The organism is Paenibacillus humicus NBRC 102415, assembly GCF_004000905.1.
GTDB classification, from domain to species: Bacteria; Bacillota; Bacilli; order Paenibacillales; family Paenibacillaceae; genus Paenibacillus_O; species Paenibacillus_O humicus.
In genome coordinates this window covers 41,587-55,938 of the sequence record NZ_BIMD01000029.1, presented here as the reverse complement: position 1 = coordinate 55,938, position 14,352 = coordinate 41,587, and the positions used below count along the sequence as shown (strand labels likewise).

At 58.1% G+C, this 14,352-nt stretch carries 16 protein-coding genes and 2 pseudogenes; 6 read left to right on the top strand and 12 right to left on the bottom strand.

What is annotated here, in order from left to right; genetic code table 11:
* Positions 1-165 precede the first annotated feature (165 nt).
* From PHU01S_RS16850 to PHU01S_RS16835, 4 genes are all read left to right on the top strand, one after another.
* The gene (locus PHU01S_RS16850; protein ID WP_127508686.1) at positions 166-939 is read left to right on the top strand and encodes an ABC transporter permease; all 774 of its coding nucleotides are present in this window, start codon (positions 166-168) and stop codon (positions 937-939) included.
* Positions 936-1,745, top strand: coding sequence for an ABC transporter permease (locus tag PHU01S_RS16845; protein WP_174806380.1), 810 nt, complete (start codon positions 936-938; stop codon positions 1,743-1,745). The genes PHU01S_RS16850 and PHU01S_RS16845 overlap by 4 nt, the downstream gene beginning before the upstream one ends.
* On the top strand, positions 1,742-2,803 hold the full coding sequence (locus PHU01S_RS16840; RefSeq protein WP_307721812.1) for an ABC transporter ATP-binding protein: 1,062 nt from the start codon (positions 1,742-1,744) through the stop codon (positions 2,801-2,803). The genes PHU01S_RS16845 and PHU01S_RS16840 overlap by 4 nt, the downstream gene beginning before the upstream one ends.
* A gap of 265 nt (positions 2,804-3,068) precedes the next feature.
* Positions 3,069-3,557, top strand: coding sequence for a C40 family peptidase (locus PHU01S_RS16835; protein ID WP_127508683.1), 489 nt, complete (start codon positions 3,069-3,071; stop codon positions 3,555-3,557).
* Positions 3,558-3,759: 202 nt separating this feature from the next.
* Here PHU01S_RS16835 and PHU01S_RS16830 read toward each other — a convergent pair whose 3' ends face one another.
* From PHU01S_RS16830 to PHU01S_RS16785, 10 genes and pseudogenes are all read right to left on the bottom strand, one after another.
* Positions 3,760-4,557, bottom strand: a complete 798-nt coding sequence (locus PHU01S_RS16830; protein WP_048745280.1) for an alpha/beta hydrolase — start codon at positions 4,555-4,557, stop codon at positions 3,760-3,762.
* Positions 4,558-4,582: 25 nt separating this feature from the next.
* On the bottom strand, positions 4,583-5,344 hold the full coding sequence (locus PHU01S_RS16825) for a TSUP family transporter (RefSeq protein WP_021878454.1): 762 nt from the start codon (positions 5,342-5,344) through the stop codon (positions 4,583-4,585).
* A 171-nt stretch (positions 5,345-5,515) separates the two neighbouring features.
* Positions 5,516-6,154, bottom strand: a pseudogene (locus PHU01S_RS16820) (amino acid ABC transporter permease); the annotation flags it as partial.
* 21 nt (positions 6,155-6,175) lie between these two features.
* The gene (locus PHU01S_RS16815; protein ID WP_127508678.1) at positions 6,176-6,829 is read right to left on the bottom strand and encodes an amino acid ABC transporter permease; all 654 of its coding nucleotides are present in this window, start codon (positions 6,827-6,829) and stop codon (positions 6,176-6,178) included.
* A gap of 4 nt (positions 6,830-6,833) precedes the next feature.
* Positions 6,834-7,706, bottom strand: coding sequence for a glutamate ABC transporter substrate-binding protein (locus tag PHU01S_RS16810; protein WP_127508674.1), 873 nt, complete (start codon positions 7,704-7,706; stop codon positions 6,834-6,836).
* 28 nt (positions 7,707-7,734) lie between these two features.
* Entirely contained in the window at positions 7,735-8,463 is a 729-nt protein-coding gene (locus PHU01S_RS16805; protein ID WP_049869078.1) for an amino acid ABC transporter ATP-binding protein, read from the bottom strand.
* Positions 8,464-8,698: 235 nt separating this feature from the next.
* Positions 8,699-9,022, bottom strand: a complete 324-nt coding sequence (locus tag PHU01S_RS16800) for a thioredoxin family protein (protein ID WP_048745282.1) — start codon at positions 9,020-9,022, stop codon at positions 8,699-8,701.
* Positions 9,023-9,056: 34 nt separating this feature from the next.
* The gene (locus PHU01S_RS16795) at positions 9,057-9,533 is read right to left on the bottom strand and encodes a DUF4385 domain-containing protein (RefSeq protein ID WP_127508671.1); all 477 of its coding nucleotides are present in this window, start codon (positions 9,531-9,533) and stop codon (positions 9,057-9,059) included.
* A complete protein-coding gene (locus PHU01S_RS16790; protein ID WP_164763096.1) occupies positions 9,514-10,236 on the bottom strand; it encodes a TrkA C-terminal domain-containing protein in 723 nt (240 codons plus the stop codon). The genes PHU01S_RS16795 and PHU01S_RS16790 overlap by 20 nt, the downstream gene beginning before the upstream one ends.
* A 128-nt stretch (positions 10,237-10,364) precedes the next feature.
* On the bottom strand, positions 10,365-10,982 hold the full coding sequence (locus tag PHU01S_RS16785) for a TVP38/TMEM64 family protein (protein WP_021878446.1): 618 nt from the start codon (positions 10,980-10,982) through the stop codon (positions 10,365-10,367).
* Between the two features lie 170 nt (positions 10,983-11,152).
* Here PHU01S_RS16785 and PHU01S_RS16780 point away from each other — a divergent pair.
* A pseudogene (locus PHU01S_RS16780) lies at positions 11,153-11,356 on the top strand (glutathione-dependent formaldehyde dehydrogenase); the annotation flags it as partial.
* Positions 11,357-11,439: 83 nt separating this feature from the next.
* Here PHU01S_RS16780 and PHU01S_RS16775 read toward each other — a convergent pair.
* Complete coding sequence (locus tag PHU01S_RS16775) at positions 11,440-11,940, bottom strand: GNAT family N-acetyltransferase (protein ID WP_048745285.1); 501 nt, start codon at positions 11,938-11,940, stop codon at positions 11,440-11,442.
* 181 nt (positions 11,941-12,121) lie between these two features.
* Here PHU01S_RS16775 and PHU01S_RS16770 point away from each other — a divergent pair, with 181 nt between their 5' ends.
* Positions 12,122-12,946, top strand: a complete 825-nt coding sequence (locus PHU01S_RS16770) for an alpha/beta fold hydrolase (RefSeq protein WP_127508663.1) — start codon at positions 12,122-12,124, stop codon at positions 12,944-12,946.
* A 286-nt stretch (positions 12,947-13,232) separates the two neighbouring features.
* Here PHU01S_RS16770 and PHU01S_RS16765 read toward each other — a convergent pair whose 3' ends face one another.
* Positions 13,233-14,105, bottom strand: coding sequence for an SDR family oxidoreductase (locus PHU01S_RS16765; protein WP_127508659.1), 873 nt, complete (start codon positions 14,103-14,105; stop codon positions 13,233-13,235).
* Positions 14,106-14,352 lie beyond the last annotated feature (247 nt).

Below are 14,352 nucleotides of genomic sequence, written 5' to 3'. Positions count from 1 at the left end.
ACTCCTCCCTTCCGTATCTTTCCTATGTTGTCCAGAGAATACGGAAAAATGCGTCAAAAAGGGATTGCGCCGAAAGCATGTATTGGTATATGATCTTCTTCCGCTCTCTTACGCATTTCACCTAATTTGGAGGATATCCCCTTATCTGAAGAACTGAGGTGACTCATGCTTTTCTATGCGCTGTCTCGCGCCAGCTTCAACCGCAACCTGCAATACCGCGCATCCCATCTGCTTCACAACGTTGCCAGCGCCTTGTTCGGCTTCATCTACCTGTCGATATGGACCGGAATCGGCGAGACCAAGGATCTCGGAATTTACGGGCTTTCCGGTCTTGTGTCCTATGTAGCCCTCAACCAGTGCCTCCTATGGGTGACTTCCTTCACCTCCAACGGCCTCGGAATTCCGCAGCTCGTACGTACCGGAGCGATCGCGACCGAGCTCGCCAGGCCGGTGCATTTGTTCTACCAGCTGATGTGCAGGGAATGGGGACAGATCGCTTACCAGGCAATGTACAAAAGCTTGCCGATGTACATCGTCTACCTGTTCGCCGTTCCGCTGCGGCTCCCTGCCCTGCCTGCCGCCGCTGCCTCGGCGGCTGCCGTAGTCTGCGCCGCCTATCTCTCCATCTGCGTTCACTATCTCATCGGCGCAGCTGCGCTCTGGACGACGGAATCCTCTTGGTTCCAGTGGCTGAACTACGCTTTTTCCACTCTCTTGTCCGGCTTCCTGATCCCGATCGAGTGGCTGCCCGGCTGGCTGGGATGGATCAGCCGCTGGTCTTTCTACCCCAGCCTGAGTTACATACCGAGCCGGATCTACCTTGGCTACGACGGCATCGCCGCCATCTATCCGTCGCTGATCTGGTCCGTCGTGCTCACTTTCGCCTGCCTGGCCGTCACCGGCTTCATGCGGCGCAGGGTGGAGGTGCAAGGCGGATGAACCGAGCCGAATGGAGCCGATTCATGACTATGTACCGCATTCTGATCCGCTCCAGCTTCCGAAGCCGGATGCAGTATACATTCAACTTCTGGGTCGGCACTGCCGCCGCGGCGATAATCAATGCGGTCGAGTTCGCGCTGCTTGCTGTCGTGCTTCACCGGTTCGGCACGATTCAGGGCTGGAGCATCGCAGAATCCGGCTATTTGTATGCCGTAATCACTTTGTCCAAAGCCATGTACCGCAGCTTCGCATCGGATGTCCATCATCTGGAGAAATACCTCGTCAGCGGCGATCTCGACGGACTGCTGCTGCGCCCGGCGCCCGTGCTGCTGATCTTGATGACGCAAAACTTCTCTCCCAGATTCGGCGAGACGCTGCTCGGCGCGTCCATGCTCGCCATCTCTCTCGGAGCGATCTTTGAAGACGATCCCGCCATCTGGACCGCAATCCCGCTGACGGTACTCGCTATCGCATCGGGAGCCGTCCTTATGTTCGGAATTGGACTGCTGACAGCCTCGTCCGGGTTCTGGCTGACCCGGATCGATGCGCTTCAGGTGCTCACCGAAGACGCTGCCCGAACTGCCGCCCAATATCCGCTCACCATTTATCCAGGCTGGCTGCAGGGGCTGCTTACCGGACTTATTCCGGTCGCCTTCATTAATTATATGCCCGCTCTCTATATCATTCGCGGCACCCATGGCGCCTGGACGCTCGGACTCAGCGTCGCCGTATCGGGAGTGATGCTCCTCCTGTCCCTGAAGCTGTGGAAATTCGGCCTGTCGCGCTATCAAAGCACCGGCTCATGAAGAAAAGGAGAATGGAAATGATCGAGGCGATCGGACTTACAAAGGAATTCCGGGTGCCGGACCCGGATGCATCGGCCAAGCGGCGCGGCTTGTTCAGCCGCCGCTCCATTCCGAAACAGGCCGTTTCGGACATCAGCTTTACGATTCCTGAAGGCGAATTCGCCGGATTCATCGGTCCGAACGGAGCCGGCAAATCCACGACCATCAAAATGCTGTCCGGAATTCTGCATCCCACCCAAGGAGAAGTCAGGCTGGGGGGAATCAATCCCCACCGCAAGCGCAAGGAAGCCGCGCGCACGCTCGGCGTGCTGTTCGGCCAGCGCACCCAGCTGTGGTGGGATTTGCCGCTGCGCGATTCCTACGATATTCTGGCCGCTATGTACGGCTTGACCCCCGAACGGAAAAAAGACCGGATCGAAGAGCTTGAGAACCTGCTGCGCCTGTCGGATTTCATGGACACGCCGGTCCGCAAGCTGTCGCTCGGCCAGCGGATGAGAGGCGATCTGGCGGCGGCGATGCTGCATGAGCCGTCCATTCTCATTCTGGATGAACCGACGATCGGCCTCGATGCCGCATCCAAGCGGGATATCCGTTCTCTCCTGCGCGATATTAATGAGAGGATGCGGACGACCATCCTTCTTACGACGCATGATATGGACGATATCGAGCAGCTGTGCGGCCGGGTGCTCGTCATCAGCAAAGGCAAGCTCGACTATGATGGCGGCATCGCGCAGCTGCGGGCCCGCATCGGGCTGCCCGCCGTCATGGAGGTGACCTTCCGGCAGGCGGAGAGCGCCGCGGCCGCGGCCGGCGAGCTTCAAAGCCTGGGCGATAGCGCCACGGAGGCGGCAGGCGGACTTCATGGTCCGGAGCCGCTCTCCCCAGCTGCTGCCGGCATCCGCCTGAAATCCCTTGAAGACCGTACGCTCGTCCTTGAATGCGATCTGAAAACCTCCAGCAGCGTCCAGGTGCTTCGTGAGCTTGAAAAGTACGGGGAGCTGGAAGATATCCGGATGAGGGAGCCGGAATTCGAGGATGTCGTCCATAAGCTCTACTAACGCGGAAGGAAAGGATGACAAAGGCGCCAAGCAAACCGGAAACCGGTCTGCTTGGCGCCTTTTCGGGCTTAAAGCCAGCTGAAAGAAGGCTTAAACCGATATGAGAGGTTTCTCATTTTATTCTCACAAAAGGCCAGAAAGCCGCATGAAATCTAGTTCTTAGGTCTCAGAGGAAAGGGTTGGCAGCTTTCAGCTGTGTTATGGTGTTTATGCGGAATTGATCAGCCGCTCCAATACTTCCACAAGAAGAGAGGAATCATACATCATGAAATACAACCTCAATCAACTTACAAAAAAAATCGCAGCCGCTGCGATTGCACTTAGCATCGCCATTTCCGGAGGCGCTCTCCTGTCGGCACCGAAAGCAGAGGCGGCAACCGCATCGGCTTCCTCGAAAGCCACGACCATCATCAATGCCGCCAAAGCGCAGATGGGCACTCCTTACAAATTCGGCGCTTCGACCAGCACGACCAAGTACTTCGACTGCTCCAGCTTGATGAAGTACGCCTACAAGAAAGCAGGCATCACGCTTCCGCGTACGTCCAAAGCGCAATCCAAGGTCGGCACCTACGTCTCCAAGAGCAACCTCAAGCCCGGGGATCTCGTCTTCTTCTACTCTCCTGTAACGCATGTCGGCATGTACATCGGCGGCGGCAAAATCGTTCACACCTACGGCAAGCCGGGCGTCACGACCAGTACCATCAACTCCGGCTGGTGGAAAGACCACTACAACACGGCTCGCCGCGTCCTCTAGGACAAGCTCGGCCGCTGCCGGATCGATCAGCTCCCTTCGGGGAGCTTTTTTCGTTTTCCCAAGGAAATGCTGCGGGATTACAATGCGCACAGAAGCAGTCTGCCCATTGTCTTTTTCCTCTATGTTACCTTTGACGCATCTCCGGGCTCTACGGTTGCAGGCAATCCGTGGAAGCCGGCTTCCCATGAAAAAAAGCGCGCTCCTACGAGCGCGCTTCTTCCTTGAGCGGGAGCCACGCCAGCACGCGCTGGATCGCCGCATCCCAATATCCCCATTCATGCTCGCCCGGTCCTTCCTCATAATGAAGCGGCAGGCCGAGACGAAGAGCATGCTCCTTGAACTCGACGTTCTCTTCATACAAGAAGTCCTCGGTTCCGCAGCATTGATACAGCATCGGCTGCCGCTCCGCCGGGAGCGCCGCCGTCTGCTCCGCCAAGTGGAACAGATCATTGATGCTGCCGGGAAGCTGCTCCTCCGGACCGAATATATTCTCGATCTCCTGACGTTCCGTCACGCCCTGATCGTATCGGCGGCGGGTGTCCATCGCCCCTGACAAGCTGGCGACGGCCGCGAAACGGTCCGGGCGCGCAAGGCCCAGCTTCATCGCTCCGTATCCGCCCATAGACAGGCCGGCTGCAAAGCTGTCTTCCCGCTGTCGCGAGATCGGGAAGAACTGGCAGGCGAGCTCCGGCAGCTCCTCGCTTACGAAGGTCCAGTACCGCCCGCCGCGATGCATGTCCGTGTAGAAGCCGCGATGCACGGCCGGCATGACGACGGCAAGGCCGAGTCCGGCTGCATACCGTTCAATGGATGTGCGCCTCAGCCAGATGGAATGGTCGTCCGAAAGGCCATGGAGAAGGTACAGCACCGGGTAGCGGCCGCCTTCTCCCGCCTTTCCTTCCATCCCGATCTGACGGGTCGTCTGCTGCGGCAGGATTACGTTCATGGAACAGGACAAGCCGAGAACGTCGGAGAAAAAATCGCATTGGATAAGTGCCATCGAAAGACTTCCCTTCATCGATAGATTAGCGGGATGCGAGATCCCAGATCTGCTTGAGGATCAACAACGAGCTGACGGCAATGAACAGGGGCCGAACGTACTTGGCTCCCTGGCGGATGGCGAGCCGGGATCCGGCGAGCGAGCCGGCGACCATGAAGACGCCCATCGTCAGGCCGATTGTCCAATCGATGCTTCCCAGGCCTGCGAACGTAATGAGGCTGGCGATGTTGCTGCCGAAGTTGAGCACCTTGGCATTTCCCGCCGCTCGGACGAAGTCGAACCCTGCCATAAGGAAGGCGAAGATGAGGAACGATCCCGTTCCGGGTCCGAAAAAGCCGTCGTAGCCGCCAATGAGCAGAGCCGCGGCAGCCAGCAGCAAGCCCGCCCGGCGTGTCAGGCTGCCGCGGTAAACGCCTTCGCCGCCCCAGCTGCGCTTGAGCAGCGTATAGACGGTGATGGCCAGCAGCAGCACCACGACAAGCGGCTTCAGCCATGCGGATGGCACCGCTTGCAAGAGCAGCGTGCCGCATGCTGAGCCGATGAGCGTCAGCGGGAACAGCCGCTTGACGACACTCATCTCCACCTTGCCGGAGCGCATGAACGCAAGCGTGCTCGTAAGCGAGCCCATCGTGCCGGCAAGCTTGTTCGTCCCGAGCGCCAGATGCGGCGGCAGCCCGGCCGTCAGCAGGACGGGCACGGAGACGAGGCCTCCGCCTCCGACGACAGAATCGACAAAGGCGGCAAGAAACCCCCCGGCCGCCACTAAAGCGAAGATGTCCCCTGTCATGAATGTTTTCGACCCCGTTTGTCATAAAGTGGACGGCAAGTGAGTTCATTGTAAAGCGAACGGGGCATGGATGTCCATGCCCCGTCGGGATGTTCAGGCTTCTGCAGCTGCTTTGGTTCCCGCTCCCGGCCCCGCCTTCTTGCCGGTCGGCTTGCGGCGTGCTCCCTCGTTGACTTCCAATCGCTTGGAAAGCAGGGAGAGGCCGTAGTTGACGAGGAAGTAGAGGAGGGCGGCGAGGAAGATAACCGGGAAGAAGTATGATTCCTGCTGGCCTCTCACAATGCCTACATTGTGCATGAGCTCCGGCGCGGAAATAATGACGGCCAGTGACGTGTCCTTCAGCAGCGAGATGAACTGGCTGACTGTAGGCGGAACCATCCGGCGAAGACCTATCGGCAAAATGATATGCCGGAGGGTCTGGATGTACGTGAGACCCGAGGAGCGCGCTGCTTCAATCAGTCCTTTATGGACAGACGCCAGCCCGCTGCGGACAATTTCGGAAATCATCGCAGCCTCGAATGCCGTCAGTGCCAATACAGACGCCCAGAAAATCGATAGTTTGATGCCCATCTGGGGAAGCGCGATATAGGCAAACAAAATGAGCAGCAGCAGCGGCAAATTGCGGAGTGTCTCTACAATCGCGCCGACGATAGCCGACAAAACCGGAATTCGCGCGTAACGGATGACTCCGCTCGCAACGCCCAGAACAAAGCTCAATATTATAGCAACAAAGGCAAGTTTCAGCGTATAGCCGAAGCCTTCCAGTATAAATCGCAGATTATGCCAGGAATAGGCGCCTCCAAAGTCCATATGTCGCGTCCTCCTCCCGACCTAAGCCGCATTGGCCATCCGCCGCTCCAATACGCGGGTCGCATAGGCAAGCGGAAAAGTCAAAATAAGATAAAACATTCCTACGAACAAGTACGTGCTGACCGCATCGTAAGTGTCCAGATTTACTTGATCGCCGAAATACATGAGATCCAATCCGGCGAATACTCCCAGGATGGAGGAGTTTTTGACCAAGTTCAGGAACTGGTTGCTGATCGGCGGAATTACGATACGGACTGCCTGAGGCAGAATGATGAATCTCATGGCCTGAACGTACGTCAATCCCGTCGAGCGGGCTGCCTCCATCTGCCCTGCCGGTACGGACTGGATTCCGGCACGGATCGCTTCGGCAATGAAGGAAGACGTGTATACCATAAGTCCCAGAGTTCCGGAGGTAAACCCATCCAGTTGAAGCCCAAACGAAGACAGACCGTAATAGAAAAGGAAAACGACCAGAAGCAGTGGAATATTGCGGAAAAATTCCACATAAGCCGTGCCGAAGCCGCGAAGAGCCGCAAAAGGCGAAATGCGGAACACAGCGATCAGCGTGCCGAGCACGAAACTGCCTGCCAGCCCAAGCAGGCTGGCATAGATCGTATACTTGAATCCTTCGAGGTAATCGTCAATGTTGTTGGTCAGTACCGAGAAGTCCAGCATAGGCCTACTCCGTCGGAGGCTTCTCGCCTATCCATTTTTCATAGATGGTGGCGTATTCGCCGCTGTCCTTCATTTCCTTCAGCGTTTCGTTGACCAGAGCGACAAGGTCGGTATTGCCTTTCTTGGCGGCGATGCCATAAGGCTCATCCGTGAACGTGCCGCCTACGACCGTGTAGCCCGGATCTTGCTTGGCCATGCCGTACAGAATGGCGTTGTCGGTCGTGAGCGTATCTCCTTTGCCCGCCTTCAGAGCGGCGAAAGCTTCCTGGTAATTCTCGAACTGCATCACGCGCAAGCCCGGGACCTTGTCTTCGATGTTCTTGATTGAAGTCGCTCCTTTGACGCCAAGCACCTTGGAATCCTTCGTGATGTCCTTCAGTCCTGTGATCGGGCTGCCTTGCTTGACGAGCAGCGACTGGCCGGCTTTGAAGTACACGTCGGAGAAGTCGACCTGCTTCTTGCGCTCGTCGGTAATCGTCATCGTCGCGACGATGAGATCGATGTCGCCGTTGTCGAGCATCTGGATGCGGGTCTTGCTCGTTACTTCCTTGAGCTCGATCTTGCTCTCGTCGCCGAAGATCTTCTTGGCGATCGCCTTGGAGATGTCGATGTCGAAGCCTTCGACGTTGCCGGAAGCCGTATCCTTGAGGCCGAACAGCTTCGTGTCGTATTTGACGCCGACGATGAGCTTGCCGCGGTCCTTGATATCCTTGATGATGCCGGATTCCTCGCTGCCTCCAGCGGAACCGTTGCTTGCGGAATCGTTGCTTGCGGAGCCGCCTCCGTTGTTGTCGTTTTTCGCGCCGCATCCGGAAACCACGAGGGCAATTGCCAGCAGCATAGTCGCGCCTGCGCCCCAAAGCTTGTTTTTCTTCATTGTCCGTTTCCCCTTTTCTTTATCTGGTTTAGTGGTTGATGACCCGGCTCAGGAAGTCGCGGGCGCGAGGCTGCTGCGGACGTTCGAAGAAGTCCGCCGGCTTCGCTTCCTCGACGATCCGTCCGCCGTCCATGAACACGACCCGGTCCGCCACTTCGCGGGCAAAGCCCATCTCATGGGTAACGACGACCATCGTCATGCCTTCCTTGGCGAGCAGCTTCATGACGCTGAGCACCTCTCCGATGACCTCCGGATCCAGCGCCGAGGTCGGCTCGTCGAACAGCATGATCTTGGGCTTCATGGCCAGGCCTCTGGCAATGGCAACCCGCTGCTGCTGGCCGCCCGACAGCTCGGACGGGTATGAATCCGCCTTGTCGGGAATGCCGACCTTTTCGAGATACATCTTGGCGGTCTTGCGCGCTTCTTCCTTGCTTACCCCTCCGGCATTCACCGGAGCGAGCGTAATATTGTCGATGACCTTGAGATGCGGATACAGGTTGAAATGCTGGAAAACCATGCCGATGCGGCGGCGGAGAGCGTTGATGTCCGTCCCCTTGTCATGCACGGCCGCGCCGTCCACCTCAAGCACGCCGTCCGAGATGTCCTCCAGCCGGTTGATGCAGCGCAGAAGCGTGCTTTTGCCCGATCCGGAAGGCCCGATGATGACGACGACCTCGCCTTCGGCGATATCGAGGCTGATGTCCTGAAGGACATGAAAATTCCCGAAGTGCTTGTTGACCTGCCGGAAAGAAATCATGGCATACCTCCGTTCCGATAAAGTGAAAGTAAGAGGCTGATCGTGCTGTTACGCTTTTTTCAATAAGAATATGTTAACTATCATAACTTATAATCTGCTCATTTTGAACTATATGCCGAAAATTTTCTCCTCCATGTCATAGCAAGCGGTTACAAAAAGAAATGAATTCTTACTCATGAAAGATATTTTCCCATGAATAAGAAAGATTTTAGCCCTTTAGGCCCAGGTTCTTCCATTAAGCCTCTATACCCGGTTTCTTCAGCCTCATAAACAGCGCTGCCGCCGATTGCATCGCATAGACGGTCTCGACCGGCTGGCCGTTCTCCAGAATGACAAGCGCGGGCACGCTTCGGATTTGCCACTTCTCGCGCAGCTTCGGAGCGAAGTTGATATTGATTTTGCTCACCGGCACCGTGCCGCCGATGGAAGCGGCAGCTTCCAGCAGCCTCTCCGCCACCCGGCATGTTCCGCATAAGGGCGTCGAAAAGAAAAGAGCCTCCCTGCGGTGGATGCGCCCAAGCGCGAGGAAGGTGTTTTCGTTCATTTCCGTCAAAGCCATCCGTTCTTTCCTGCCTTCCTTTGGGACAGAAAGCCTAACCTTCCTGCTCGTAATTGATTATATGCTCCTGCTTCATTCGAATATAATCCGGGTCTTTCCGGGCTGAATCCCAGGCTTCCTTGAAAATAGCTGCGGAACGGGCCTTAACCTCGTCGATTTCCCGCGGCAATTCCTTTCCCGTCTCCGGGTCGTACTTGCGGCCGCTCCGATGATTGGCGTACCTTCTCGCTCTCGTATAGCCCATCTGCAGAAATTTGCGTGCCATGTCCATGCCGGGAAAGTCAGCTGTTTCCTTATAACCGCAAAACAGCTCCAGGATCTTTCGGGAGGACTCCTCCGCTGCATCCGGTGTTTTGAAACGCCAAAAAGGAAGAATCTCGCTCTTGTACGGCTCGATCATGAGCACGCCCTGCTCTCCCCTGCCGACCGTGTACAGCTCGGGCCGACTGCGGAAATCGATGGCTGCGAAATCCATTCCGTAGTCGAATTTCCTACCTTTCCTCACCGTCATCGGCGTTCCTCCTTGACGGCGCCCCGGAAGCCGAAACCGCCCGGCAAGAAGCCTGGATCGCTTCCTCCTCGCCATACAGCAGCACGAAGTCGCCGGCTTCGATCGGCGTCTCCCAACGGTCCTTGCGGATCTTGCGGCCGTCGCGCTTGATGGCCAGAGGGACGATCTCCTCGCCCTCGGGCAGCGCTTCCCTCAAGGTCAAGCCGAGCCATGGCGAATCCTCCGCGATCTGGATGCCCATGACGTCCTCCTGGTGCAGGTCGTCCGCCAGCTCCTCCACCGGAACCGGAGCTCCTTCCGTATGGGACGGAACCCGGTTCGCGATCCAGTGGGCGACTCGGCGGTTGGCCGCAGGCACTCTCAGAAGAAGCCAGGCGCAGGCGAGCAGGGCAGCCACAGCCGCAAGCACGGACATATGGTCGTTCTCGGAGATCAGGCTGCTGATGACCGAGATAAGCACCGCCAAGGAGAAGGCGCCGAATAGAATGAGCGCCAGACCGATCCGGCGGCGGACAGGGTGGCGCAGGACGAGCTCCGATTCGGACGTCGTGAAGCCGGCTCCGGTCAGCATGGATGCGGCCTGGAAGCTGGACTGGCTCGGCTCCATGCCGGTCATGACGAGCAGGATCGTGCTGAGACGGAGCACGATCAGGATGATCAGCAAGTAAAGCGCGATAAAGGCATAGCCCATGGATGTCGGCACCTTTCCTGTTCCCTGGTCCGGGAGCGCGTGTCGGATCGCCGGCAGCTTCCGGTTCCCCCGGATCGGCCGCCCGCATCGTTCCCTTACCTTTCTTCTACCCGAGAAGGGTCCGTCTCATTCAACCTCTCTCAGGAACGCGACGCCAGACGTCTGTAGGCGATCAGGACCAGCCCGAGAAAAGCGATATACCCCACTGCCAGGGCGACGATGCGGGAAGGATGGGCGGCAAGGCTTTGGCCGGCGTACGCATAGACAAGCATGGCGGGCACCTTGCCAAGCGCCGAAGCCGCCGCATACAGCGCGAAAGGAATCCCCGCGACGGCGGCATAAGCGTTGACCGCATACTGCGGAATGACCGGAATCATCCTGGCGATCAGGATGGACAGGAAGGGATGGCGCTCCGTCATGCGCACGAAGCCGTCCAGCTGCCTGACCTTGCCCAGCCACTGGCGTCCCTTGTCCTGGAAGAAATAGCGCAGCGCGCCGAACATCAGCAGCGCCGCTGTCCATGCCCCGAACAGGCTGATGAGCCCTCCCGCGAGAGGACCGTACATATAGCCAAGCGCGCCGATCACGATTCCGTACGGAATAATCGGAAAGAAAGCGAAGCCTGCCGCCGCCAGGGCCATCAGCGCCGCCGGGGCGTTGCCAGCCTTCATCCAGGCGATAATCGGCTGATGATAGAAGTAGACGGCCGCCAGAACGGCGGCATATGCGGCTGCCGACAGCCATTTGAATTTGTTCATCCCGGCTCCCGCCTCCTTATGTTTTCATTCTACATACAGTCCGGTTGGAAACTCAAATTAGGGCTACACGGCGGGCAATGCTTCTTCTGCCAGAACCAGATGGAGAGCCAATGCGGCCACTCCAACGACAATCACGATACAGGCGCCTACTTCGTCTATTCCGATACAGCCTGTTCGAGTGGAACATCAGTCTGCGCATGGGCCAAGCCCCCGTCATCCACTACGTGCCCGAGCTGTACAAGCAGATCAAGGAAGGCGTGTTCGATCCGACGGATAGCATCACCCACCGCCTGCCGCTCAGCGAGGCGGAGCATCAATACGATGTGTTCGACACCAAGAAGGAAGACTGCATCAAGGTCGCTTTGAAACCGTAACAGATGATCAAAACAAACAGGCTGCCGGTTATCTCCTGCAAGGTTGAAGGAGTTCTCCGGCAGCCTTTTTTTCCGGCGTCGATCTATCGATTGTTCAACTTTTTCTCCATGCACAGGCTGGATTCGCAGCCGGCGTATTCGCCGTATGCCGGAATGACCTCGTAGCCGAACTTGCTGTACAAGCCGACCGCTTCCGGCTGCGCCTCCCCGGTCTCCAGCCTCATGACGGCATGTCCGGCCTCGGCTGCCTTGCGCTCCAGATAGGCCAGCATGCGGGAAGCGATGCCCAGCTTGCGGCTGTCCCTCTCCACGAAGAAGCGCTTGATCTCCGCATACGGCTCTTCCAGAGGACGGAACGCCCCGCAGGCGACCGGACGGCTGCCGAGATAGGCGACTGCGAACGTCGTCTCATCCGCTTTGGGACTGTCAAAATCAAGCCCGAAAATCTCATCGGCGGGATAACGCTCCAGCAGCTCCTCGTCGAGCCTGCCGATCAGCTCATGCAGATCCCGGTCCCGCTTGCCGACGATTACGATCTCGAATTTCTCTTCACGGATGATTTCCGTTTTCTGATCAGGGGTCATAGGTTCCATTTCTCCTCACACTCTCCTTGTCCACTCTCTGTCTAATCCCAGTATAATCGCATGTCCGGAATTCGAATAGAAGCCTCTGCGAGGAGGAAAAGGGAAAGAACATTTCTCATAAGAAAAAGAAGGCGGACATATCCTCTTAGTCCAGTCTTATTTGGTCCAAAGGAGGTCCAGCATGCCTTATATTGAAACCCGGGACGGCACCGCCCTCTATGTCCATGTCTCCGGCCCCTCCGCAGGCGTTCCCTTGCTGCTGGTTCACGGATGGCCTCTGAACCATCGGATCTTCGATGCGCAGCTGGCGCGGCTGCCCGCTCTCGGCTATCGATGCATCGCTCCGGATTTGAGAGGCTTCGGCCGTTCGGACGCCGCATGGAACGGTTATTCCCATGACCAGACCGCTGACGATTTGGAAGATATCAGACAGTCGCTCCGCCTTGAACGATTTGTGCTGGCCGGCTTCTCCACCGGAGGAGGAGCCTCGATCCGGTATGCGGTCCGCCACGGCAAGCAGAAGCTGGCCGGACTCGCCCTTGTCTCCGCCGCCGTCTCCCTTGCCAGGAGCGCCGAGTGGCCCCATGGCTTGAATGCGGCTCAAACGAAGGATCTGATCGACAAAGCCAAGGCCGACCGTCCGGCTATGGTGACCGGGTATGCCAAACAAATGTTTTACCGCTACCACAGCCCCGAATTCATGAGCTGGTTCGCCTCGCTCGGGCTGGAAGCCTCGCTGTCCGGAACCGTCTCGGGGGCCGAGGCGGCGCTGGCCGAGGATTTGAGCGGAGAGCTGAACAGGCTCGCAGGGCTGCCTTCCGCCGTCTTTTACGGCGTTCACGACCGCATTGTCCCGCGAGCCGCCTCCGAACAGCTCGCGGCCGCTCTGCCCGGAGCGGCCGCCTATCGGTTCGAGAAGAGCGGGCACGGCCTGCTGTTCGACGAGGCGGAGCTGTTCCAGCGCAGGCTGGAGGATTTCCTGGCGGCAGTCCGGCCGCAAGCATGAGAAGCTTGGAAGACGATGAACGGCTGGAGCGAGAAGATGGTGAGAAGCTGGTGCGAGATGCTGGAGTGTGAAGCTGGGGCGTGAAGCTGGGGCGTGAAGCTGGAGCGTGGAGCTGGAGCGTGGAGCTGGAGCGTGAAGCTGAAGTGTGAAGCTGGAGCGTGAAGCTGGGGCGTGAAGGCTGAAGGACCGGGTAAGAGAGGTTTCGCTCGGCCATACAAGGAAAAGGCAGCCGGAAGTTCCGGCTGCCTTTTTGTCTATTGGGACCTAAGCGCTCGCATCCCGCAGCTCAGCGGAGTACGGCTGCCGGCGGCTCGCTCCAGACCAAGCCGGTCTGCTGCTGGCTCCATCGCCAGAGCCGCGCGGCCATTTCTTCATCCAAAGCCTTGCGGGAAGGCTCGGCCGGCTTGCTTTTGATATAATACAGGCTTCCTTCCTCTCCTCCCTCTTCCGACAGCGCCAGGTAGATGGCCGTAGAAGCGCCTGCCTCAGCCGTCTGGAAGAACGGGTTCAGCAGCTTGTAGACAGCCTTGCCGAAGCCGGTGTCGCGGCTGACGCCAAGACTGGTCGAAACGGCCCCCGGATGAAGGGCATGCACGCGAATCCCTCGATCGCTGTAGCGCTTCCTCAGCTCCAGCGCGAACAGCAGGTTTGCGAGCTTGGACTGGGCATACCCCTTGACGACATTGAACCCTTTTGTAAGATGCGGGTCGGGATAATGAATGCTGCCCGCCTTATGGGCGCCGGAGGAGACGATTACGATCCGTGAGCTCCCCGCTGCAAGGAGCGGTTCCATCAATCCGTGGACGAGCGCGAAATGACCCAGATGGTTCACGCCGATCATCCGCTCGAAGCCGTCCTCCGTCGTCTCCCGCTTCACGGTGACAACCCCGGCATTGTTCACGAGCACGTCAAGCCGGGAGTAGCGGGCACGGAAATCTTCGGTGAACCGGTTAATGCTGTCGAGAGAACCGAGATCGGCTGTCATCAGCATGATATCTCCCGATCCGCTGCGCCGGATGGCTTCCTCCCTCGCCTCCGCTCCGCGCCGAGCGTCGCGGCAAAGCATGACGACCTTTGCTCCCGATCGGGCAAGCTCGACGGTCGTAGCCAGACCCATGCCGGAATTCGCTCCGGTAACGAGCATCAACGGCTGCTGCATGGCTGCGCCTCCTCTCCAGAATAGCCTGAATCCGGTCAAGCCTGCACGATACGGATCTGTCTCCGCTCGCCGCCGGCTCCAAATCCCGGCCTCTGCGTTCAAACTATGTCCTATTACCCAAGAAGGAGGATAAGCAAGCTTCGAAATCCGGGAGGCAAGCTTGCTGTCCGAAGGCAGGCTTGCTGTCCGAAGGCAAGCTTGCTATCGAAGAAGTTTGCTGTCCGAAGACAGGCTCACTATCCGGTGG